This window comes from Pseudomonas putida, assembly GCF_009883635.2.
GTDB lineage: Bacteria > Pseudomonadota > Gammaproteobacteria > Pseudomonadales > Pseudomonadaceae > Aquipseudomonas > Aquipseudomonas putida_W.
This window is the reverse complement of the sequence record NZ_CP026115.2, coordinates 3178130-3202564: the sequence shown is the minus strand read 5'-3', so window position 1 is coordinate 3202564 and position 24435 is coordinate 3178130. Positions and strand designations below refer to the sequence as shown.

The window sequence follows — 24435 nt, the reverse complement described above, 5'->3', positions numbered from 1 at the left end:
TTCGAGGGTTGCCGGGGCCCTGCCCTGTACTTAGTTGCCGCTGGAGTTCAGCGCTTCGGTCAGTGCGGCTTCCACCTCACTGGCGCTCACACGCAGCGGTTTGTCGGCATCACGGCGACGCTTGCGCTCGCTGTGGTAGGCCAGACCAGTACCGGCCGGGATCAGACGACCCACGACCACGTTCTCTTTCAGGCCGCGCAGGTAGTCGCGCTTGCCGGTTACCGCCGCTTCGGTCAGTACGCGGGTGGTTTCCTGGAAGGAAGCCGCGGAGATGAACGACTCGGTCGACAGCGACGCCTTGGTGATACCCAGCAGCACGCGGGTGAACTTGGAGATGAACTTGTCTTCCCCTGCCAGGCGCTCGTTTTCCATCAGCACCTGGGTCAGCTCCATCTGGTCGCCCTTGATGAAGCTGGAGTCACCCGACTCGGCGATCTCGACCTTGCGCAGCATCTGACGCAGGATGGTCTCGATGTGCTTGTCGTTGATCTTAACGCCTTGCAGACGGTAAACGTCCTGGATCTCGTTGACGATGTACTTCGCCAGCGCGCTCACACCCAGCAGACGCAGGATGTCGTGCGGATCGCTCGGGCCGTCGGAGATAACTTCGCCGCGGTTTACCTGTTCGCCTTCGAAGACGTTCAGGTGGCGCCACTTCGGAATCAGCTCTTCGTACGGATCGCTGCCGTCGGTCGGAGTAATGACCAGACGACGCTTGCCCTTGGTCTCTTTACCGAACGCGATGGTGCCGCTGACTTCAGCCAGAATCGAGGCTTCTTTCGGACGGCGCGCTTCGAACAGGTCGGCAACGCGTGGCAGACCACCGGTGATGTCACGGGTCTTCGACGTTTCTTGCGGGATACGCGCGATAACGTCACCAACACCGATCTGGGCACCGTCAGCTACACCTACCAAGGCGTTAGCTGGCAGGAAGTACTGGGCAGGTACGTCGGTACCTGGCAGGTACAGGTCCTTGCCAGCGGCGTCGACCATCTTGATTGCCGGACGGATTTCCTTGCCTGCGGCAGGGCGATCCTTGACGTCCAGTACTTCAATGTTGGTCAAGCCGGTCAGTTCATCGGTCTGACGCTTGATGGTGATGTTTTCTTCCATGCCCACGAAGGTCACGGTACCTTTCAGTTCGGTAACGATCGGGTGGGTGTGCGGGTCCCACTTGGCGACGATTGCGCCAGCTTCGACCTTGTCACCTTCCTTGACCGAAATCACCGCACCGTAAGGCAGCTTGTAGCGCTCACGCTCGCGACCGAATTCGTCGGCAATGGCCAGCTCGCCGGAACGCGATACGGCAACCAGGTTACCGTCGGCACGCTCAACCTGTTTCAGGTTGTGCAGGCGAACCATACCGCCGTTCTTCACCTGGACGCTGTCGGCAGCCGAGGTACGGCTTGCAGCACCACCGATGTGGAACGTACGCATGGTCAGCTGGGTACCCGGCTCACCGATCGACTGTGCAGCGATAACGCCGACAGCTTCACCAATGTTCACCTGGTGACCACGAGCCAGGTCACGACCGTAGCACTTGGCGCAGATACCGAAGCGGGTTTCGCAGTTGATCGGCGAACGCACGATCACTTCGTCGATGCTGTTCAGCTCGATGAACTCGACCCACTGTTCGTCGACCAGGGTACCGGCCGGAACGATGACGTCCTCGGTGCCTGGCTTGAACACGTCACGGGCGATGACACGACCCAGTACACGCTCACCCAGCGGCTCTACAACGTCGCCGCCTTCGATGTGCGGGGTCATCAGCAGGCCCTGGTCGGTGCCGCAGTCGATCTCGGTCACGACCAAGTCTTGTGCAACGTCTACCAGACGACGAGTCAGGTAACCGGAGTTCGCAGTCTTCAGTGCGGTATCCGCCAGACCCTTACGAGCACCGTGGGTCGAGATGAAGTACTGGAGTACGCTCAGACCTTCACGGAAGTTCGCGGTGATCGGCGTCTCGATGATCGAGCCATCCGGCTTGGCCATCAGGCCACGCATACCGGCCAGCTGACGGATCTGGGCTGCGGAACCCCGCGCACCCGAGTCAGCCATCATGTACATCGAGTTGAAGGACTCTTGGTCGACTTCGTTACCTTCGCGGTCGATGACCTTCTCTTTCGAGAGGTTGGCCATCATCGCCTTGGACACTTCGTCGTTCGCCTTCGACCACAAGTCGATGACCTTGTTGTACTTCTCGCCCTGGGTTACCAGGCCGGAGGCGTACTGGCTCTCGATTTCCTTCACTTCGTCGGTAGCGTTACCGATGATGCGGGCCTTCTCGTCCGGGATAACGAAGTCGTTAACACCGATGGAAACGCCGGAAATGGTCGAGTAAGCGAAACCGGTGTACATCAGCTGGTCAGCGAAGATAACGGTCTCTTTCAAACCAACCACGCGGTAGCACTGGTTGATCAGCTTGGAGATCGCCTTCTTCTTCATCGGCTGGTTGACCACGTCGTACGGCAGGCCTGCCGGAACAACCTGGAACAGCAGCGCACGGCCGACGGTGGTGTCGACGATGCGGGTGTTCTTGGTGATGCTGCCATCGCGGTCTTTCACGGTTTCGTTGATACGAACCTTGATTTTCGCGTGCAGGGCAGCTTCGCCGGCGCGGAACACGCGGTCGACTTCCTGCAGGTCGGCGAATACGCGACCTTCACCCTTGGCGTTGATGGCTTCACGGGTCATGTAGTACAGACCCAGTACAACGTCCTGCGACGGAACGATGATTGGCTCACCGTTGGCTGGCGACAGGATGTTGTTGGTCGACATCATCAGCGCGCGCGCTTCGAGCTGGGCTTCCAGCGTCAGCGGCACGTGAACGGCCATCTGGTCACCGTCGAAGTCGGCGTTGTACGCGGCACAGACCAGCGGGTGCAGCTGGATAGCCTTACCTTCGATCAGAACCGGCTCAAATGCCTGGATACCCAGACGGTGCAGGGTCGGTGCACGGTTAAGCAGCACGGGGTGTTCGCGGATCACCTCGGCGAGCACGTCCCACACCTCTGGCAGCTCGCGCTCGACCATCTTCTTGGCAGCCTTGATGGTGGTCGCCAGACCACGCATTTCCAGCTTGCCGAAAATGAACGGCTTGAACAGCTCGAGGGCCATCTTCTTAGGCAGACCGCACTGGTGCAGACGCAGGGTCGGGCCTACGGTAATTACCGAACGGCCGGAGTAGTCCACGCGCTTACCGAGCAAGTTCTGACGGAAGCGACCTTGCTTACCTTTGATCATGTCGGCCAGGGACTTCAGCGGACGCTTGTTCGAGCCAGTGATGGCGCGACCGCGACGGCCGTTGTCCAGCAGGGCGTCGACCGCTTCCTGCAGCATGCGCTTTTCGTTGCGCACGATGATGTCCGGCGCCGACAGATCGAGCAGGCGCTTCAGACGGTTGTTACGGTTGATCACCCGACGATACAGGTCGTTCAGGTCGGAGGTCGCGAAGCGGCCGCCATCCAGCGGCACAAGCGGACGCAGGTCCGGCGGCAGCACTGGCAGGACGGTCAGGACCATCCACTCAGGCAGGTTGCCCGAGCCCTGGAAAGCTTCCATCAGCTTCAGGCGCTTGGACAGCTTCTTGATCTTGGTTTCCGAGTTGGTCTGCGGAATCTCTTCGCGCAGGCGGCCAATCTCGTGCTCCAGGTCGATCGCGTGCAGCAGCTCGCGGACAGCCTCGGCACCCATGCGGGCGTCGAAGTCGTCACCGAACTCTTCCAGCGCTTCGAAGTACTGCTCGTCGTTCAGCAGCTGACCCTTCTCGAGGGTGGTCATGCCCGGATCGATCACGACGTAGCTCTCGAAGTAGAGCACGCGCTCGATGTCACGCAGGGTCATGTCCATCAGCAGGCCGATACGGGACGGCAGCGACTTCAGGAACCAGATGTGGGCAACCGGCGAGGCCAGTTCGATGTGCGCCATGCGCTCACGACGAACCTTGGCCAGGGCAACTTCAACGCCGCACTTCTCGCAGATCACGCCGCGGTGCTTGAGGCGCTTGTACTTGCCGCACAGGCACTCGTAGTCCTTGACTGGGCCAAAGATCTTGGCGCAGAACAGGCCGTCACGCTCAGGCTTGAACGTACGGTAGTTGATGGTTTCCGGCTTCTTAACTTCACCGAACGACCACGAACGGATCATTTCAGGCGACGCCAGACCGATGCGGATGGCGTCGAACTCTTCGACTTGACCCTGGTTTTTCAGCAAATTCAGTAGGTCTTTCAAGGCCTTTCCTCCTGGCGGAGCAGGGAGCGGGCATTACCTGCCCCACTCCCCTTCGCGTCACGTGTTATTCGGTTTCCAGATCGATATCGATACCGAGCGAACGGATCTCTTTGATCAACACGTTGAAGGACTCGGGCATGCCCGGCTCCATACGGTGATCGCCATCCACGATGTTCTTGTACATCTTGGTACGGCCGTTCACGTCGTCCGACTTCACTGTGAGCATTTCTTGCAGGGTGTATGCCGCGCCGTATGCTTCCAGCGCCCACACTTCCATCTCCCCGAAACGCTGACCACCGAACTGCGCCTTACCACCCAGCGGCTGCTGGGTAACCAGGCTGTAGGAACCAGTGGAACGCGCGTGCATCTTGTCGTCCACCAAGTGGTTCAGCTTGAGCATGTACATGTAACCAACGGTCACAGGACGCTCGAACTTGTTGCCGGTACGGCCGTCGAACAGCACCATCTGGCCACTTTCTGGCAGGTCTGCCAGTTTCAGCATGGCCTTGATCTCACGCTCCTTGGCACCGTCGAAGACTGGGGTGGCCATAGGCACGCCTTTCTTCAGGTTGTTCGCCAGGGCGATGATCTCTTCGTCGGTGAACTCTTCAAGGTTCTCCTGACGACCACCGATCTCGTTGTAGATCTCGGTGAGGAAGGTGCGCAGTTCAGCGGCTTTACGCTGCTCTTCGATCATGCGGTCGATCTTCTCGCCCAGACCTTTGGCCGCGAGGCCCAGGTGGGTTTCAAGGATCTGACCGACGTTCATACGCGAAGGTACGCCCAGCGGGTTCAGTACGACGTCGACCGGAGTACCGTTGGCGTCATGCGGCATGTCTTCTACCGGCATGATCACCGAGACGACACCCTTGTTACCGTGACGACCGGCCATCTTGTCACCCGGCTGGATGCGACGGCGGATTGCCAGGTAGACCTTGACGATCTTCAGTACGCCTGGAGCCAGGTCATCGCCCTGCTGCAGCTTGCGCTTCTTGTCTTCGAACTTGTCGTCCAGCAGACGGCGACGATCGACGATGTACTGCTGAGCCTTTTCCAGCTGCTCGTTCAGTGCATCTTCGGCCATGCGCAGTTTGAACCACTGGCCGTGCTCCAGACCGTCCAGCACTTCGTCAGTGATCACGGTGCCTTTCTTCAGGCCCGCGCCACCGTCGACCACCTGGCCGTTCAGGGCAGCACGCAGACGCTCGAAGGTTGCACCTTCGACGATGCGGAACTCTTCGTTGAGGTCCTTGCGGATCTCGTCCAGCTGCATCTTCTCGATGGACAGGGCGCGGCTGTCGCGCTCAACGCCATCACGGGTGAAGACCTGTACGTCGATGACGGTACCCTTGGTGCCAGTCGGCACGCGCAGGGAGGTGTCTTTAACGTCGCTAGCCTTCTCACCGAAGATCGCACGCAGCAGTTTTTCTTCCGGAGTCAGCTGGGTTTCGCCTTTTGGCGTGACCTTGCCGACCAGGATGTCGCCAGCGCCGACTTCAGCACCTACGTAGACGATACCGGCTTCGTCCAGCTTGTTCAGAGCAGCTTCACCCACGTTCGGGATGTCTGCAGTGATTTCCTCTGGGCCAAGCTTGGTGTCACGCGCCACACAGGTCAGTTCCTGAATGTGGATGGTGGTGAAGCGGTCTTCCTGAACCACACGCTCGGACAGGCAGATGGAGTCTTCGAAGTTGAAGCCGTTCCACGCCATGAACGCGATGCGCATGTTCTGACCCAGTGCCAGTTCACCCATGTCGGTGGACGGGCCGTCAGCCATGATGTCGCTGCGCTGAACCTTGTCACCTTTGCTCACCAGCGGACGCTGGTTGATGCAGGTGTTCTGGTTCGAACGGGTGTACTTGGTCAGGTTGTAGATATCTACACCTGCTTCGCCGGTCTCGACTTCGTCGTCATTGACGCGAACGACGATACGGCTGGCGTCGACCGAGTCGATCACACCACCGCGGCGTGCTACCACGCAGACACCGGAGTCACGGGCAACGTTGCGCTCCATGCCGGTACCTACCAGCGGCTTGTCGGCACGCAGGGTTGGTACAGCCTGACGCTGCATGTTCGAACCCATCAACGCACGGTTGGCGTCGTCGTGCTCGAGGAACGGAATCAGCGACGCAGCAACGGAAACAACCTGCTTCGGCGAAACGTCCATCAGGGTGACGTCTTCCGGCGCCTTGACGGTGAATTCGTTCAGGTGACGAACCGCTACCAGCTCATCGATCAGCTGCTTTTTCTCGTTCATCGCGGCCGAAGCCTGGGCGATGACGTGATCGGCTTCTTCGATCGCGGACAGGAACACGATGTCGTCGCTGACAACGCCTTCCTTCACCACGCGGTACGGGCTTTCCAGGAAGCCGTACTGGTTGGTGCGGGCATAGGCTGCCAGGGAGTTGATCAGACCGATGTTCGGACCTTCAGGGGTCTCGATCGGGCACACGCGGCCGTAGTGGGTCGGGTGTACGTCACGGACTTCGAAGCCAGCACGCTCACGGGTCAGACCGCCAGGGCCGAGTGCGGAAACACGGCGCTTGTGGGTGATCTCGGAGAGCGGGTTGTTCTGGTCCATGAACTGCGAGAGCTGGCTGGAACCGAAGAACTCCTTCACCGCCGCCGCTACCGGCTTGGCGTTGATCAGGTCTTGCGGCATCAGGCCTTCGCTTTCGGCCATCGACAGACGTTCCTTGACCGCACGCTCAACACGTACCAGGCCAACGCGGAACTGGTTCTCGGCCATCTCGCCGACGCAACGAACGCGACGGTTACCCAGGTGGTCGATGTCGTCGACGATGCCTTTACCGTTACGGATGTCGACCAGGGTCTTCAGAACCTCGACGATATCTTCCTTGCTCAGCACGCCCGAACCTTCGATCTCGGTACGACCGATACGACGGTTGAACTTCATACGGCCAACGGCGGACAGGTCGTAACGCTCGGCGCTGAAGAACAGGTTGTTGAACAGGGTCTCGGCAGCATCCTTGGTCGGCGGCTCGCCTGGACGCATCATGCGGTAGATCTCGACCAGAGCTTCCAGCTGGTTGCTGGTGGTGTCGATCTTGAGGGTATCCGAGATGAACGGACCGCAGTCGATGTCGTTGGTGTACAGGGTCTCGATGCGGACAACCTGAGCCTTGGCGATCTTGATCAGCAGCTCGGTGGTCAGCTCGGTGTTGCACTCAGCCAGGATCTCGCCGGTGGCCGGGTGAACGATGGCTTTGGCGGTGGTGCGACCCAGGACGTATTCCATCGGCACGTCCAGCTGGTTGACACCGGCCTTCTCGAGCTGATTGACGTGGCGCGCGGTAATACGGCGGCCCTGCTCGACAATGACCTTGCCGCTGTCGTCATGGATGTCCATGACCGCGACTTCACCACGCAGACGCTGAGGTACCAGTTCCAGGCTGAGTTTTTCGCCGGAAATGTGGAATACGTTGGTGGTGTAGAAGGTGTTGAGTACTTCTTCCGTGCTGTAACCCAGCGCGCGCAGCAGTACCGAAGCCGGCAGTTTGCGGCGACGGTCGATACGCACGAACACGCAGTCTTTCGGATCGAACTCGAAGTCCAGCCACGAACCGCGGTAAGGGATGATGCGAGCGGAGTACAGCAGCTTGCCGGAGCTGTGCGTCTTGCCACGGTCGTGGTCGAAGAACACACCAGGCGAACGGTGCAGCTGGGAAACGATTACTCGTTCGGTACCGTTGATAACGAAGGTACCGTTCTCAGTCATCAGGGGGATTTCACCCATGTAGACTTCTTGCTCTTTGATGTCCTTGATCGCTTTGTTCGACGATTCCTTGTCGAAGATGATCAGGCGCACCTTGACCCGCAGTGGGACCGCGAAGGTCACGCCACGCAGGACACATTCCTTCACATCGAAGGCGGGATCGCCCAGGCGGTAGCCTACGTACTCCAGGGCAGCATTGCCGGAGTAGCTGATGATCGGGAATACCGACTTGAAGGCCGCGTGCAGGCCGACGTCACGGAACTGATCCTTGGATGCTCCCGCTTGCAGGAATTCGCGATACGAATCCAGCTGGATGGCCAGAAGATATGGCACATCCATGACGTCCGGCAACTTGCTAAAGTCCTTGCGGATACGTTTTTTCTCAGTGTATGAGTAAGCCATCAGCGTTCCCCAGCTTGGTCACCTGCTTGTTTGGCTTCTCCCGGCGGGAGCAGCCAGAAAATCGTGCAAACCCCTTGGTTTGCGCACCCACATGGGTGTCTTGCAGCGTGTTATCGGGGCCGGCATGACCGACCACCAATAACGGAAAAAGGCCGGTGGCATAAGCCACCAGCCATCAGCCCTTCGCTCAACGCTCAGGCTGGCATCGCAAAGTCGAAATTACTTCAGCTCGACTTTAGCGCCTGCTTCTTCCAGCTTCTTCTTAGCGTCTTCAGCGGCTTCTTTCGAAACGCCTTCAGCTACAACCTGAGGAGCGCCGTCGACTTTCTCTTTGGCTTCTTTCAGGCCCAGACCGGTCAGTTCGCGAACGGCTTTGATCACGTTCACTTTCTTGTCGCCGGCTTCAACCAGAACAACGTTGAACTCGGTCTGCTCTTCAACAACGGCAGCAGCAGCAGCTGGGCCAGCAGCGGCAACAGCAGCGGTAACGCCGAAGGTTTCTTCCATTGCTTTGATCAGCTCAACAACTTCCAGAACGGTTTTCTGGCCGATTGCTTCGATGATTTGTTCGTTAGTCAGAGACATGACTTAAATCCTGTATTGGGGTGACAGCCTACGCAGCCATCAAATTAAACGTATGATTTTGAAAGAATTCGCGTGCCTTAGGCAGCGGTAGCTTCTTTCTGGTCGCGAATGGCTGCCAGAGTACGAGCCAGCTTGCTGGTGGCGCCTTGAATAACGCTCATCAGTCGTGCAATAGCTTCGTCGCGGGTCGGCAGGGAAGCCAACACGTCGATCTGGTTCGCTGCAATCAGATTGCCGTCAAATGCGGCTGCCTTGATCTCGAACTTGTCCTGACCCTTGGCGAACTCTTTGAACAGACGAGCAGCAGCGCCCGGGTGTTCGTTGGAGAAGGCAATCAGGGTCGGGCCTTTGAACGCGTCGTTGAGGATCGAGAATTCGGTGCCTTCAACAGCGCGCTTGAGCAGGGTGTTACGTACGACACGTACGTATACGCCAGCTTCGCGGGCCTCTTTACGGAGTCCGGTCATTGCGCTTACAGTCACACCACGGGCATCGGCCACGACAGCGGACAGAGCGACTTTGGCAGCCTCGTTGACTTCAGCGACGATGGCCTTCTTGTCTTCGAGTTTAATTGCCACGGGTTTACTCCTGGTTTTTACCGTTTCATCTGGCCGAAGCCGGATGTCGTTTTGGTGTCTGATTCGGTAAACGAATCGGGAGCACCATCTGCGTGGGCTGGTGTTTTAAGGCTTGCGCCGCCTACGGTCTTGGATAGCCCCCGCCAGGCAGGGACCCCAATTTTTGCAGGTGGCGCGACACGTCGCGCCACCAAGTTCTTACACGTTCAGCGAGCTTTGATCGATGATCAGACCTGGGCCCATGGTGGTGCTCAGGGTAACGCGCTTGACGTAGATACCTTTCGAAGAGGCCGGCTTGATACGCTTCAGGTCAGCGATCAGGGCTTCAACGTTTTCCTTCAGCTTGTCAGCTTCGAAGCCGATTTTGCCAACGGAGGTGTGGATGATACCGTTTTTGTCGGTACGGTAGCGAACCTGACCAGCCTTGGCGTTTTTGACTGCGCCGGCTACGTCTGGAGTCACGGTACCAACTTTCGGGTTAGGCATCAGGCCGCGAGGACCCAGAACCTGACCCAGCTGACCTACAACGCGCATGGCATCAGGCGATGCGATGACGACGTCATAGTTCAGGTCGCCGCCTTTCATTTCGGCAGCCAGATCGTCCATACCTACACGGTCAGCGCCGGCAGCCAGAGCGGCTTCAGCAGCTGGACCCTGGGTGAAGACAGCAACGCGTACGGTCTTGCCAGTGCCGTGTGGCAGCACGGTAGCGCTACGAACGACCTGGTCGGATTTACGCGGGTCAACACCGAGGTTAACGGCGATGTCGTAGGATTCTACGAATTTGGCAGCCGGCAGCGAAGCGAGCAGGGTTGCAGCTTCTTCGAAGTTGTAGGCCTTGCCTGCTTCGATTTTCTCGGCGATTGCCTTTTGGCGCTTGGTCAGCTTAGCCATTACACACCCTCCACGTTCAGGCCCATGCTGCGGGCAGAGCCAGCGATGGTGCGTACAGCTGCGTCCAGGTCAGCGGCGGTCAGATCAGCCTGTTTAGCCTTGGCGATATCTTCCAGCTGAGCACGGGTAACGGTACCGACTTTAACGGTGTTCGGGCGAGCCGAACCACTGGACAGGCCAGCAGCTTTCTTCAGCAGAACCGAGGCAGGGGTGCTCTTGGTCTCGAAGGTGAAGCTACGGTCGCTGTAGACAGTGATGATCACTGGAGTCGGCAGGCCGGCTTCTTGACCCTGAGTACGGGCGTTGAAGGCCTTGCAGAACTCCATGATGTTCACACCGTGTTGGCCCAGAGCTGGACCGACGGGTGGGCTTGGGTTGGCCTGGCCGGCCTTAACTTGCAGCTTGATGTAAGCCTGAATCTTCTTAGCCATGAGCTACTCCAAAATCGGGTACGAACGCCTATTGGCTCCCCGGATGACTTGCGTTTTATCCCAGTGACGACAAAACCCCGCAGCACACAGGGCTGCGGGGTATGGGATGCTTCGTCCGCCTAGACCTTTTCGACCTGGCTGAACTCGAGCTCCACCGGAGTAGAGCGACCGAAAATGAGCACTGCAACCTGCAGGCGGCTCTTCTCGTAGTTAACCTCTTCGACACTACCATTGAAGTCAGCGAACGGACCATCAATGACACGAACCACTTCACCTGGCTCGAACAGTGTCTTCGGCTTCGGCTTGTCACTACCGTCGGCAACGCGACGCAGGATAGCCTCAGCTTCTTTATCGGTAATCGGCGCAGGCTTGTCTGCAGTACCACCGATAAAGCCCATCACACGAGGGGTGTCCTTGACCAAGTGCCAAGTCCCTTCGTTCATCTCCATCTGGACCAGTACATAGCCAGGGAAGAATTTGCGCTCACTCTTGCGCTTCTGGCCGTTGCGCATTTCAACGACTTCTTCGGTCGGGACCAGGATCTCGCCGAAGCCGTCTTCCATGCCAGCCAGCTTCACGCGCTCGATCAGGGAGCGCATTACATGCTTCTCGTAACCCGAGTAAGCATGCACAACATACCAACGCTTAGCCACGGGACACCTTTAGCCAACGATCAGGGAGACCGCCCAGCCGAGCAGGGAATCAAGACCCCACAGCAGCAGTGCCATAACCAGCACGACAGCCACGACAATCAGCGTGGTCTGGGTGGTTTCCTGGCGGGTCGGCCACACGACTTTACGGATCTCGGTACGAGCTTCCTTCGCCAGCGTAAAGAACGACTTACCCTTCGCAGTCTGCAGAGCTACAAAGCCTGCGACAGCAGCCAGGGCGAGAAGTGCAAGAACGCGGTACAGGATCGGAGACGCGGAGTAATATTGATTACCCACAACACCAACAACCACCAAAGCCACTACAGCCAGCCACTTGAACAGATCAAAACGCGATTCTTGGGCTTCAGTTTTGGGGGTCATCGAGGAGGATCCTGTAAGAAGAAAGCCATCACACCGAGGTGAAATGGCAGGTCAGGAGGGAATCGAACCCCCAACCTACGGTTTTGGAGACCGTCGCTCTGCCAATTGAGCTACTGACCTGTAACGCTGTATCAGGCCGGCCATTATACCGGCCTGATTAGGAAAATCAACTACTTATTCAATAATTTTTGCTACGACGCCGGCGCCGACGGTACGACCGCCTTCACGGATAGCGAAGCGCAGACCGTCTTCCATTGCGATGGTCTTGATCAGGGTAACAGTCATCTGAATGTTGTCACCTGGCATTACCATTTCAACGCCTTCCGGCAGTTCGCAGTTACCGGTCACGTCAGTGGTACGGAAGTAGAACTGAGGACGGTAGCCTTTGAAGAACGGAGTGTGACGACCGCCTTCTTCCTTCGACAGAACGTAGACTTCTGCGGTGAACTTGGTGTGCGGCTTGACCGAACCTGGCTTGACCAGAACCTGGCCACGCTCAACGTCGTCACGCTTGGTACCACGCAGCAGAACGCCGCAGTTCTCGCCAGCACGACCTTCGTCCAGCAGCTTGCGGAACATCTCAACACCGGTGCAGGTGGTGGTGGTGGTGTCACGCAGACCAACGATTTCCAGCGGATCCTGAACGCGGACGATACCACGCTCGATACGGCCGGTAACAACGGTACCACGACCCGAGATCGAGAATACGTCTTCGATCGGCATCAGGAATGGCTGGTCGATGGCACGAACTGGCTCAGGGATGTAGGCATCCAGAGTTTCTACCAGCTTCTTGACAGCGGTAGTACCCATTTCGTTGTCGTCTTTGCCTTCCAGCGCCATACGAGCCGAACCGATGATGATCGGGGTGTCGTCGCCTGGGAAGTCGTAGGTGGACAGCAGGTCGCGAACTTCCATCTCGACCAGTTCCAGCAGCTCAGCGTCGTCTACCAGGTCAGCCTTGTTCAGGAAGACCACGATGTACGGAACGCCAACCTGACGGGACAGCAGGATGTGCTCACGGGTTTGTGGCATCGGACCATCGGCGGCCGAGCAAACCAGGATCGCGCCGTCCATCTGGGCAGCACCGGTGATCATGTTCTTCACGTAGTCAGCGTGACCTGGGCAGTCAACGTGAGCGTAGTGACGAATGTTCGAGTTGTACTCGACGTGAGCGGTGTTGATGGTGATACCGCGCGCTTTTTCTTCTGGAGCCGAGTCGATTTTGTCGAACTCAACGACGGCCGAACCGAAAACTTCGGAGCAGACGCGAGTCAGAGCTGCGGTCAGAGTGGTCTTACCGTGGTCAACGTGGCCGATAGTGCCGACGTTAACGTGGGGAAGGGAACGATCAAACTTTTCCTTAGCCATCGATACAATCCTCCGCAGAAGAAAATAGTCTTACGCTGATAAAACAAAGGCAGATATTTTCATATCTGCCTTGTTTATATGGAGCTCTTGAGCGGATTTGAACCGCTGACCTCACCCTTACCAAGGGTGTGCTCTACCAACTGAGCTACAAGAGCGAAACACTTTGCGCAAAATCCAGCAAACTTGGAGCGGGTAGCGGGAATCGAACCCGCATCATCAGCTTGGAAGGCTGAGGTTCTACCACTAAACTATACCCGCGGAGCTTGCGGCTCTCGCTAAAACTGGTGGAGGGAGAAGGATTCGAACCTTCGAAGCTCTCGCAACGGATTTACAGTCCGTCCCCTTTGACCGCTCGGGAATCCCTCCAGATGTGGCCGGCATTCTATGTGTCTGCCGTCCTAGTGTCAAGCTTTTTTTCAAATTTTTTCAATCAAATCTGAAGCTTAGCTGTTTTGACACTCGCTTCCAGTTCTGCCACCTAAGTGGTGTTCCCTGTGAAGCGGGCGCCATTCTATCAAGCTATTCGCCAGTTGCAATACCCTGGCAGAAAATAATTTTACGTTTTAAGTCTTTGAAATCGTTGGAAAGAGTCTCGAGGACGGTTTGATCCAACAAACGCTCGCTTTCCGGGGAAATCTTGAGCCAGAAACCTTCGGCTCCAGGCAGCTGCCCAGACACCGGCGCAGCATTGATATCCAGGCTCAGCAGGCGTTGTCGCAGCGCATCGAGCTGATCGCGAGCAACCAGGCCTCCTACTACCAGGCATTCATCTCGGCGTCGGGGCGGTGCAGACGCCCCGGTCTCCTTGAGTAGGCGAATCTCTTGCTGATTACCTTTGTATAACGACAACGGCGCGACGTCCTTCGCCTTCAGCGGGGCTTCCTGTTGGTGCCAGACGTAATAGAAGACGTTGAGCACCAGCAACAGCAGAAACAACCAACGCATAAGCACCTCAGTCCAGTGGACAGGCCATGGCCAGGCCGACAAATACCAGGTCAGGGACAACCCTGGCCTGTGGCACCGCCTCGCGCACCAGCGGCGCATCCCCTCCCGTCAGGAACACCGTGAAGTCCTCGCCCCACAAGGCCTGAGCCTGCTCGAGCTGAGTGCGGGCAAAACCCTGCAGCATCAATACACAACCGCGCTCTACCGCTTCTACAGTGGAGCGCCCTGGCGCTAGGCTGCTCAAGGCGCGCTCAGCCGAAGCGTCGTCATAGCGAATACGGCGGGTATGCGTGCGCAGCTGGCTACGCATCAGCGGCATGCCTGGGCAGATATAGCCACCCAGGTGCTCACCCTCGGCCGAGACAAAATCCGCCTTGGCCGCGGTGCCCAGGTCAATGACCAGGCATGCGCCCTTGGCGAGATGGAACGCACCCAATGCCGCCAGCCAGCGATCCATGCCGAGGCGCTGGTAGTCGACATAACCGTTGCGCACACCTGCCATTTCTTGTGCGGGCTCGGCAACACGGGCAACGACAGCAAAAGCCTTGGCGATCAACGCACAGAGGGCAGCGGTTTCATCCTCGCTGCGCACACTGACAATTCGACAGCCTGTCAGGCGCAATGACGGGAGCGCCGCGACCTCGCCTACCAGTGCCTGATCCGAATCGACAATACCACCCCCTACAATGGTGGCGTCGGCAGAGTGAATGACACGCCACTTGATGAAGCTGTTACCGCAATCGAGCTCAAGAATCATCACGCAACCTCAAACTGAGCTCACCACCACTGAAGCTCTTTTCCACACCGTCGACCTCAAGGCGCAATCCGCCCTGCCCGTCCACGCCCAGCACGATACCATCGATACGCGTGGTACCTGCGATGAGAGAGACATTACGCCCCTGCCACAGATGCGCCTGCTCCCACTCTTCCTGGAACGCAGCAAAACCGTAGCGCCGATGACGGGCCAATTCATGTTGCAACTGCTGACTGAGCTTGGCCACCAGCCGGTTGCGATCGATTGTCACACCGACTTCACGCCGCATCGAGGTCCACTGCTGATCGACCTGCTCATTGGCCTGCATGTTCACATTGATGCCAATGCCGAGCACGACATGACAGACGTCTGCAGGGTCGCCCACAAGTTCCAGGAGAATACCGGTGATCTTCTGCCCACGAACCAGGACATCGTTGGGCCATTTCAACCCCACGTCCTTTACGCCAAATGCCTGCAGCGTGCGCATCACGGCCAACCCGACCACCAGGCTGAGACCCTCTAGCTGACGCATGCCGCCATCAACGCGCAGAACCAGGCTGTAGTAGAGGTTTTCTGCAAATGGACTTATCCACATGCGGCCACGTCGACCACGGCCAGCACTCTGGCGCTCGGCCAGGACCAGGAATGGTGCTGATTTCCCCTCGCCAACCAGGCGCAAGCCTTCGGCATTGGTCGAATCAATGGTTTCATGGATGAAAACGGGCCAGCGCTCACCTTCGGTGAGCTCTGCGATCGCTTGCGTATCGAGCAAGCTCAGCGGCGCGGCCAACTGGTAGCCACGCCCACGAACTTTATAAATGGTGAGGTTCAGCTCACTTTCCAGGTGTTGCAGCTGCTTCCAAACGGCGCTGCGACTTACCCCGAGGGCTGCCCCCAAGGCTTCTCCGGAATGGAACCGGCCATCCTTGAGGAGATTCAACAACTTCAGCATGCCAGTCTCGACTTGGAATAAGGCTGGCATGATAGCTAGGGGTCGTTGGCTTGCATAGGAAAAGGGCTGCGGGCAACCGCCACAAGTACCGAGTATTTCGGTCAGAAAAGACAAAACCCCTACCTGCATGCGCAGATAGGGGTTTTGCGAAATGAATCTTGACGATGACCTACTCTCACATGGGGAAACCCCACACTACCATCGGCGATGCATCGTTTCACTACTGAGTTCGGGATGGGATCAGGTGGTTCCAATGCTCTATGGTCGTCAAGAAATTCTGTAGCCAGAATGTCCAGATGGACAGCCCAGCGAATTCGGATATGTGAATTTGTGCTGCTCTTGTGAAAAGCGAATCTTCGGTTCTTTCGTCTTCACCACCGCAATCTGCGCTAGCAAATTGCTTGGGTGTTATATGGTCAAGCCTCACGGGCAATTAGTATTGGTTAGCTCAACGCCTCACAGCGCTTACACACCCAACCTATCAACGTCGTAGTCTTCGACGGCCCTTTAGGGGATTCAAGATCCCAGTGAGATCTCATCTTGAGGCAAGTTTCCCGCTTAGATGCTTTCAGCGGTTATCTCTTCCGAACATAGCTACCCGGCAATGCCACTGGCGTGACAACCGGAACACCAGAGGTTCGTCCACTCCGGTCCTCTCGTACTAGGAGCAGCCCCTCTCAAATCTCAAACGTCCACGGCAGATAGGGACCGAACTGTCTCACGACGTTCTAAACCCAGCTCGCGTACCACTTTAAATGGCGAACAGCCATACCCTTGGGACCGGCTTCAGCCCCAGGATGTGATGAGCCGACATCGAGGTGCCAAACACCGCCGTCGATATGAACTCTTGGGCGGTATCAGCCTGTTATCCCCGGAGTACCTTTTATCCGTTGAGCGATGGCCCTTCCATACAGAACCACCGGATCACTAAGACCTACTTTCGTACCTGCTCGACGTGTTTGTCTCGCAGTCAAGCGCGCTTTTGCCTTTATACTCTACGACCGATTTCCGACCGGTCTGAGCGCACCTTCGTACTCCTCCGTTACTCTTTGGGAGGAGACCGCCCCAGTCAAACTACCCACCATACACTGTCCTCGATCCGGATAACGGACCTGAGTTAGAACCTCAAAGTTGCCAGGGTGGTATTTCAAGGATGGCTCCATGAGAACTGGCGTCCCCACTTCAAAGCCTCCCACCTATCCTACACAAGCAAATTCAAAGTCCAGTGCAAAGCTATAGTAAAGGTTCACGGGGTCTTTCCGTCTAGCCGCGGATACACTGCATCTTCACAGCGATTTCAATTTCACTGAGTCTCGGGTGGAGACAGCGCCGCCATCGTTACGCCATTCGTGCAGGTCGGAACTTACCCGACAAGGAATTTCGCTACCTTAGGACCGTTATAGTTACGGCCGCCGTTTACCGGGGCTTCGATCAAGAGCTTCGCTTGCGCTAACCCCATCAATTAACCTTCCGGCACCGGGCAGGCGTCACACCCTATACGTCCACTTTCGTGTTTGCAGAGTGCTGTGTTTTTAATAAACAGTCGCAGCGGCCTGGTATCTTCGACCGGCATGGGCTTACGGAGCAAGTCCTTCACCCTCGCCGGCGCACCTTCTCCCGAAGTTACGGTGCCATTTTGCCTAGTTCCTTCACCCGAGTTCTCTCAAGCGCCTTGGTATTCTCTACCTAACCACCTGTGTCGGTTTGGGGTACGGTTCCCAGTTATCTGAAGCTTAGGAGCTTTTCTTGGAAGCATGGCATCAACCACTTCGTCGCCTAATGGCAACTCGTCATCAGCTCTCGGCCTTGAAATCCCGGATTTGCCTAAGATTTCAGCCTACCACCTTAAACTTGGACAACCAACGCCAAGCTGGCCTAGCCTTCTCCGTCCCTCCATCGCAATAACTGGAAGTACAGGAATATTAACCTGTTTTCCATCGACTACGCTTTTCAGCCTCGCCTTAGGGACCGACTAACCCTGCGTCGATTAACGTTGCGCAGGAAACCTTGGTCTTTCGGCGTGCGAGTTTTTCACTCGCATTGTCGTTACTCATGTCAGCATTCGCACTTCTGATACCTCCAGCAAGCTTCTCAACTCACCTTCACAGGCTTACAGAACGCTCCTCTACCGCGTCATCAAAGATGACACCCGTAGCTTCGGTGCATGGTTTGAGCCCCGTTACATCTTCCGCGCAGGCCGACTCGACTAGTGAGCTATTACGCTTTCTTTAAAGGATGGCTGCTTCTAAGCCAACCTCCTAGCTGTCTAAGCCTTCCCACATCGTTTCCCACTTAACCATGACTTTGGGACCTTAGCTGACGGTCTGGGTTGTTTCCCTTTTCACGACGGACGTTAGCACCCGCCGTGTGTCTCCCATGCTCGGCACTTGTAGGTATTCGGAGTTTGCATCGGTTTGGTAAGTCGGGATGACCCCCTAGCCGAAACAGTGCTCTACCCCCTACAGTGATACATGAGGCGCTACCTAAATAGCTTTCGAGGAGAACCAGCTATCTCCGAGCTTGATTAGCCTTTCACTCCGATCCACAGGTCATCCGCTAACTTTTCAACGGTAGTCGGTTCGGTCCTCCAGTCAGTGTTACCTAACCTTCAACCTGCCCATGGATAGATCGCCCGGTTTCGGGTCTATACCCAGCGACTAAACGCCCTATTAAGACTCGCTTTCGCTACGCCTCCCCTATTCGGTTAAGCTCGCCACTGAATATAAGTCGCTGACCCATTATACAAAAGGTACGCAGTCACCTAACAAAGTAGGCTCCCACTGCTTGTACGCATACGGTTTCAGGTTCTATTTCACTCCCCTCTCCGGGGTTCTTTTCGCCTTTCCCTCACGGTACTGGTTCACTATCGGTCAGTCAGTAGTATTTAGCCTTGGAGGATGGTCCCCCCATGTTCAGACAAAGTTTCTCGTGCTCCGTCCTACTCGATTTCATTGACAAGAGATTTTCGTGTACGGGGCTATCACCCACTATGGCCGCACTTTCCAGAGCGTTCCACTAATCTCAAACCAACTTAAGGGCTGGTCCCCGTTCGCTCGCCACTACTAAGGGAATCTCGGTTGATTTCTTTTCCTCAGGGTACTTAGATGTTTCAGTTCCCCTGGTTCGCCTCTTGCACCTATGTATTCAGTACAAGATACTCAGCTTATGCTGAGTGGGTTCCCCCATTCAGAGATCTCTGGATCACAGTCTGTTTGCCGACTCCCCAAAGCTTATCGCAGGCTACCACGTCTTTCATCGCCTCTGACTGCCAAGGCATCCACCGTATGCGCTTCTTCACTTGACCATATAACCCCAAGCAATCTGGTTATACTGTGAAGACGACATTCGCCGAAAATTCGCATTTCGCTCAATTAAGAGCAGAACTCACAAATTTTACCTTAGCCTGATCCACCAGCAGTGAAACTGGTGTTCAGTCTATATCTATCACATATCCGAATTTTTAAAGAACGATCTGACAAAAGTCAGAAATCAACATTCACAGGGAATGCTCATTACTGAGTTCTGATCAGCAAATGAATCAAGCAATTCGTGTGGGAGCTCATCAGCAGGCTGATGTCGTCGATTAAGGAGGTGATCCAGCCGCAGGTTCCCCTACGGCTACCTTGTTACGACTTCACCCCAGTCATGAATCACACCGTGGTAACCGTCCTCCCGAAGGTTAGACTAGCTACTTCTGGTGCAACCCACTCCCATGGTGTGACGGGCGGTGTGTACAAGGCCCGGGAACGTATTCACCGCGACATTCTGATTCGCGATTACTAGCGATTCCGACTTCACGCAGTCGAGTTGCAGACTGCGATCCGGACTACGATCGGTTTTGTGAGATTAGCTCCACCTCGCGGCTTGGCAACCCTCTGTACCGACCATTGTAGCACGTGTGTAGCCCAGGCCGTAAGGGCCATGATGACTTGACGTCATCCCCACCTTCCTCCGGTTTGTCACCGGCAGTCTCCTTAGAGTGCCCACCATTACGTGCTGGTAACTAAGGACAAGGGTTGCGCTCGTTACGGGACTTAACCCAACATCTCACGACACGAGCTGACGACAGCCATGCAGCACCTGTGTCAGAGTTCCCGAAGGCACCAATCCATCTCTGGAAAGTTCTCTGCATGTCAAGGCCTGGTAAGGTTCTTCGCGTTGCTTCGAATTAAACCACATGCTCCACCGCTTGTGCGGGCCCCCGTCAATTCATTTGAGTTTTAACCTTGCGGCCGTACTCCCCAGGCGGTCAACTTAATGCGTTAGCTGCGCCACTAAAATCTCAAGGATTCCAACGGCTAGTTGACATCGTTTACGGCGTGGACTACCAGGGTATCTAATCCTGTTTGCTCCCCACGCTTTCGCACCTCAGTGTCAGTATCAGTCCAGGTGGTCGCCTTCGCCACTGGTGTTCCTTCCTATATCTACGCATTTCACCGCTACACAGGAAATTCCACCACCCTCTACCGTACTCTAGCTTGCCAGTTTTGGATGCAGTTCCCAGGTTGAGCCCGGGGCTTTCACATCCAACTTAACAAACCACCTACGCGCGCTTTACGCCCAGTAATTCCGATTAACGCTTGCACCCTCTGTATTACCGCGGCTGCTGGCACAGAGTTAGCCGGTGCTTATTCTGTCGGTAACGTCAAAACAGCAAGGTATTAGCTTACTGCCCTTCCTCCCAACTTAAAGTGCTTTACAATCCGAAGACCTTCTTCACACACGCGGCATGGCTGGATCAGGCTTTCGCCCATTGTCCAATATTCCCCACTGCTGCCTCCCGTAGGAGTCTGGACCGTGTCTCAGTTCCAGTGTGACTGATCATCCTCTCAGACCAGTTACGGATCGTCGCCTTGGTGAGCCATTACCCCACCAACTAGCTAATCCGACCTAGGCTCATCTGATAGCGCAAGGCCCGAAGGTCCCCTGCTTTCTCCCGTAGGACGTATGCGGTATTAGCGTTCCTTTCGAAACGTTGTCCCCCACTACCAGGCAGATTCCTAGGCATTACTCACCCGTCCGCCGCTGAATCAAGGAGCAAGCTCCCGTCATCCGCTCGACTTGCATGTGTTAGGCCTGCCGCCAGCGTTCAATCTGAGCCATGATCAAACTCTTCAGTTCAATACTGCTTGGGTTTTTAAGAAACCCTAAACTTGGCTCAGCAATCTCAAATGACTATGTGATTTCTCGCATGGCCACTTGTGATGCTGATAATCTTTTTGACTATCAGTCCATACTCACAAGCACCCACACGAATTGCTTGATTCGATTTGTTAAAGAGCGTTTGGTTAAGAGCTTTTCGTCTCAACCGAGGCGCGCATTCTACGCTTTCCTCATTTCGTGTCAAGCGTTTATTTTGAAGTTTTTTGCGAGAAACTCGTTTAGCTTCAAACACTTGACTCGCTGCGATCACTCGCTAGCGGGAGGCGAATAATACAGCGTTTAAAACCGCTGTCAACCTTCATCTCAACCGCTATCGATCTTTCGACCGAAGCGCCTTCAACCTCACCTTAACCACCTAACTCATTGAATTTCAAGGAGCTTGTCGTTCCGATGTCGCTGGAAGTGGGGCGCATTATAAGGGGATTCGAAAGCGCGTCAACCTTTTATTTCAAGAAACTTTAATATCGCTGAAAACAAAGCGGGGAGGCCTGTCGGCCTCCCCGCTTCTATATAGCTACACCACCAGGCGGTCACTCAGCCTTGAGGGTAACCCGGCCGAACGACTTCTTGCCCGCCTGGCACACATGGGTCGCACCGAGGGCAAACATGAAGTCCTTGTCGACCACCGCGCCATCGACCTTCACCGCTCCACCACTGAGCAGGTCACGCGCCTGCGCCGAGTTCTTCACCAGGCCCGCACGATTCAGCACGGCAGCGATTGGCAAGTCTTCAGCTGCAGCCACTTCAACTTCTGGCAGATCCTCCGGCAGCTCGCCTTCCTTCATGCGGTTACCCGCCGCACGGTGAGCATTGGCCGCAGCCTCTTCACCATGGAAGCGCGCAACGATCTCTTCGGCCAGCTTGATCTTGATATCACGCGGATTCGCACCGCTGGCAACGTCGGCGCGGAACTGATCGATCTCTTCCATCGAACGGAAGCTCAGCAGCTCGAAGTAACGCCACATCAGGGTGTCCGGGATCGACACCAGCTTGCTGTACATCACACCCGGCGCTTCCTGGATGCCAACATAGTTACCCAGCGACTTGGACATCTTCTTCACGCCATCAAGCCCTTCGAGCAATGGCATGGTCACGATGTTCTGTGCTTCCTGCCCATAGGAACGCTGCAACTCGCGCCCCATCAGCAGGTTGAACTTCTGGTCGGTACCACCCAGCTCCACATCAGCCTTCAGCGCCACGGAATCGTAGCCCTGCACCAACGGGTAGAGGAACTCGTGGATCGCAATCGGCTGATTGGTGGTGTAACGCTTGTCGAAGTCGTCACGCTCGAGCATGCGCGCAACGGTGTACTGCGATGCCAGGCGAATGAAGTCGGCCGGCGTCAGCTTGTCCATCCAGGTGGAGTTGAACGCAACCTCGGTCTTGGCCGGATCGAGAATCTTGAACACTTGCTGCTTATAGGTCTCGGCGTTGTCCAGCACCTGCTCGCGGGTCAGCGGCGGGCGCGTGGCGCTCTTGCCGCTCGGGTCACCGATCATGCCGGTGAAGTCACCGATCAGGAAGATGACCTGGTGCCCCAGCTCCTGGAACTGGCGCAGCTTGTTGATCAGCACCGTGTGCCCCAGGTGCAGGTCAGGCGCAGTCGGGTCGAAGCCTGCCTTGATACGCAGAGGCTGGCCGCGCTTGAGCTTCTCTACCAGTTCCGACTCGACCAATACCTCTTCCGCACCGCGCTTGATAAGCGCCAGCTGCTCTTCAACCGACTTCATAGACAGACCCGCAAGGCTCAGATTCAAAGGGAGCCAACCATACAAGATCGGCCATCAATTACAAGTTTCGAAATGAAATGTGACCCGACCGACGCGTCACGGCGTCTACGCGCCCTTGCGCGAAAGTAGATTTGGTTATATTTTATACAGTTATTTCATCTTCATCATGTCACTCATCTTTTCCATATTCATTTTTCTTCAAAGTCACCTTACCTATGACCAACGAAACGCCTAAAGCGCCCCCGCTTTATCCGAAAAGCCATCTGTTGGCCGCCAGCGGCATCGCCGCTCTGCTCAGCCTGGCACTGCTGGTATTTCCCTCCAGCGAAGTAGAAGCCAAGAAGACCACCCTCAGCCTGGAGCTGGAAAGCCCGGCCGAGCAGCTGAAGGATGAGTCCAACGCCGCCCCGCTGGTACAGACACAAGGCGATCAGGGTTCTCCCTTCGCCCAGATCGACGGCGCCGAAACCAATACCGAACAGGCGGCACAAGAAGCGCCTGCCAGCGAGAAAAAGCCTGAAGTCAAGGAACCCGGCCATCGCGAAGTCACCGTTTCCCGTGGCGACACGCTGTCTACCCTGTTCGCCAAGGTCGGCTTGCCGGCCAATGCGGTGCACGACCTGCTGGCCAGCAACAAGCAAGCCAAGCAATTCAGCCAACTGAAGCATGGCCAGGTCCTGCAGTTCGAACTCGACAAGGATGGCCAGCTGGCCAGCCTGCACAGCAAAGTCAGCAACCTCGAAACCATCCGCCTGACCAAGACCGCCAAGGGCTACACCTTCGATCGTGAGATCAGCAAGCCCGTGGTCCGCACCGCTTACGCCCATGGCGTGATCAAGAGTTCGTTGTCGGCCTCGGCCCAGCGCGCCGGCCTGTCCCACAGCATGACCATGGACATGGCCAAGGTCCTGGGCTACGACATCGATTTCGCCCAGGATATCCGCCCGGGCGACGAGTTTGACGTGGTCTACGAGCAGAAGGTGATGGACGGCAAGGTGGTCGGCACCGGCAACATCCTGTCCGCACGCTTCACCAACCGCGGCAAGACCTACACCGCCGTGCGCTACACCAACAAGCAGGGCAACACCAGCTACTACACCGCCGACGGCAACAGCCTGCGCAAGGCGTTCATCCGTACCCCGGTCGACTTCGCCCGCATCAGCTCGCGCTTCTCCGCCGGCCGCAAGCACCCCATCCTGAACAAGATCCGCGCGCACAAGGGCGTGGACTACGCCGCACCGCGTGGTACGCCGATCAAGGCAGCCGGTGATGGTCGCATTGAACTGGCTGGCCGCCGCGGTGGTTACGGCAACACCGTGATCATCGCCCACGGCAACAGCTACAAGACCCTTTACGGTCACATGCAGGGCTTTGCCAAGGGCATCAAGACCGGCAGCAACGTGAAGCAGGGCCAGATCATCGGTTACATCGGTACTACTGGCCTGTCGACCGGCCCGCACCTGCACTACGAGTTCCAGGTCAACGGCGTGCACGTCGACCCGCTGAGCCAGAAGGTGCCGATGGCTGACCCGATCGCCAAGAACGAACGTCAGCGCTTCCTGCAGCAGAGCCAACCACTGATCGCCCGCATGGACCAGGAAAAGGCCACCATGCTCGCGGCGAACAAGCGCTGATC

The 24435-nt window shown here is 56.6% G+C and carries 14 protein-coding genes, 4 tRNA genes and 3 rRNA genes; 1 reads left to right on the top strand and 20 read right to left on the bottom strand.

Going from position 1 to position 24435, the window contains the following annotated elements; all coding sequences use genetic code 11:
* Window positions 1–30: 30 nt before the first annotated feature.
* The 20 genes from rpoC to tyrS form a co-directional block, all read right to left on the bottom strand.
* On the bottom strand, window positions 31–4230 hold the full coding sequence (gene rpoC / locus C2H86_RS14455; RefSeq protein WP_152959301.1) for a DNA-directed RNA polymerase subunit beta': 4200 nt from the start codon (window positions 4228–4230) through the stop codon (window positions 31–33).
* Between the two features lie 64 nt (window positions 4231–4294).
* The gene (gene rpoB, locus C2H86_RS14450; RefSeq protein ID WP_159408680.1) at window positions 4295–8368 is read right to left on the bottom strand and encodes a DNA-directed RNA polymerase subunit beta; all 4074 of its coding nucleotides are present in this window, start codon (window positions 8366–8368) and stop codon (window positions 4295–4297) included.
* A gap of 219 nt (window positions 8369–8587) precedes the next feature.
* The gene (gene rplL / locus C2H86_RS14445; RefSeq protein ID WP_003255496.1) at window positions 8588–8953 is read right to left on the bottom strand and encodes a 50S ribosomal protein L7/L12; all 366 of its coding nucleotides are present in this window, start codon (window positions 8951–8953) and stop codon (window positions 8588–8590) included.
* Window positions 8954–9030: 77 nt separating this feature from the next.
* Window positions 9031–9531 carry a 50S ribosomal protein L10 gene (gene rplJ, locus C2H86_RS14440; protein ID WP_060513244.1) on the bottom strand — a complete coding sequence of 167 codons (501 nt, stop codon included), beginning with the start codon at window positions 9529–9531 and terminating at the stop codon, window positions 9031–9033.
* 198 nt (window positions 9532–9729) lie between these two features.
* Window positions 9730–10425 carry a 50S ribosomal protein L1 gene (gene rplA, locus C2H86_RS14435; protein ID WP_027919361.1) on the bottom strand — a complete coding sequence of 232 codons (696 nt, stop codon included), beginning with the start codon at window positions 10423–10425 and terminating at the stop codon, window positions 9730–9732.
* Complete coding sequence (gene rplK, locus C2H86_RS14430; protein ID WP_159408679.1) at window positions 10425–10856, bottom strand: 50S ribosomal protein L11; 432 nt, start codon at window positions 10854–10856, stop codon at window positions 10425–10427. Before rplK ends, rplA begins: the two co-directional genes overlap by 1 nt.
* Before the next feature lie 119 nt (window positions 10857–10975).
* Entirely contained in the window at window positions 10976–11509 is a 534-nt protein-coding gene (gene nusG, locus C2H86_RS14425) for a transcription termination/antitermination protein NusG (RefSeq protein WP_003255501.1), read from the bottom strand.
* A gap of 9 nt (window positions 11510–11518) precedes the next feature.
* Window positions 11519–11887, bottom strand: a complete 369-nt coding sequence (secE, locus tag C2H86_RS14420) for a preprotein translocase subunit SecE (protein ID WP_159408678.1) — start codon at window positions 11885–11887, stop codon at window positions 11519–11521.
* A 44-nt stretch (window positions 11888–11931) separates the two neighbouring features.
* Window positions 11932–12007 (bottom strand) — tRNA-Trp (locus C2H86_RS14415).
* A 54-nt stretch (window positions 12008–12061) separates the two neighbouring features.
* A complete protein-coding gene (tuf, locus tag C2H86_RS14410; RefSeq protein ID WP_010951775.1) occupies window positions 12062–13255 on the bottom strand; it encodes an elongation factor Tu in 1194 nt (397 codons plus the stop codon).
* A 79-nt stretch (window positions 13256–13334) separates the two neighbouring features.
* Window positions 13335–13410, bottom strand: a tRNA-Thr gene (locus C2H86_RS14405).
* Window positions 13411–13439: 29 nt separating this feature from the next.
* Window positions 13440–13513: transfer RNA gene (locus C2H86_RS14400), tRNA-Gly, on the bottom strand.
* A 24-nt stretch (window positions 13514–13537) separates the two neighbouring features.
* Window positions 13538–13621: transfer RNA gene (locus tag C2H86_RS14395), tRNA-Tyr, on the bottom strand.
* A gap of 153 nt (window positions 13622–13774) precedes the next feature.
* Entirely contained in the window at window positions 13775–14200 is a 426-nt protein-coding gene (locus C2H86_RS14390) for a hypothetical protein (RefSeq protein ID WP_159408677.1), read from the bottom strand.
* A gap of 7 nt (window positions 14201–14207) precedes the next feature.
* A complete protein-coding gene (locus C2H86_RS14385; RefSeq protein WP_159408676.1) occupies window positions 14208–14957 on the bottom strand; it encodes a pantothenate kinase in 750 nt (249 codons plus the stop codon).
* Window positions 14947–15906, bottom strand: coding sequence for a bifunctional biotin--[acetyl-CoA-carboxylase] ligase/biotin operon repressor BirA (gene birA, locus C2H86_RS14380; protein WP_159408675.1), 960 nt, complete (start codon window positions 15904–15906; stop codon window positions 14947–14949). The genes C2H86_RS14385 and birA overlap by 11 nt, the downstream gene beginning before the upstream one ends.
* A gap of 156 nt (window positions 15907–16062) precedes the next feature.
* Window positions 16063–16178: ribosomal RNA gene (rrf, locus tag C2H86_RS14375) — 5S ribosomal RNA — on the bottom strand.
* Between the two features lie 140 nt (window positions 16179–16318).
* Window positions 16319–19210 (bottom strand): 23S ribosomal RNA (locus C2H86_RS14370).
* A 280-nt stretch (window positions 19211–19490) separates the two neighbouring features.
* A 16S ribosomal RNA gene (locus C2H86_RS14365) occupies window positions 19491–21027 on the bottom strand.
* The 16S, 23S and 5S rRNA genes sit together here, the layout of an rRNA operon.
* 572 nt (window positions 21028–21599) lie before the next feature.
* Window positions 21600–22799, bottom strand: coding sequence for a tyrosine--tRNA ligase (tyrS, locus tag C2H86_RS14360; RefSeq protein ID WP_159408674.1), 1200 nt, complete (start codon window positions 22797–22799; stop codon window positions 21600–21602).
* 215 nt (window positions 22800–23014) lie between these two features.
* On the opposite strand from tyrS, the gene C2H86_RS14355 reads away from it, so the two are divergent.
* Window positions 23015–24433, top strand: a complete 1419-nt coding sequence (locus C2H86_RS14355; protein WP_159408673.1) for a peptidoglycan DD-metalloendopeptidase family protein — start codon at window positions 23015–23017, stop codon at window positions 24431–24433.
* Window positions 24434–24435: the final 2 nt, after the last annotated feature.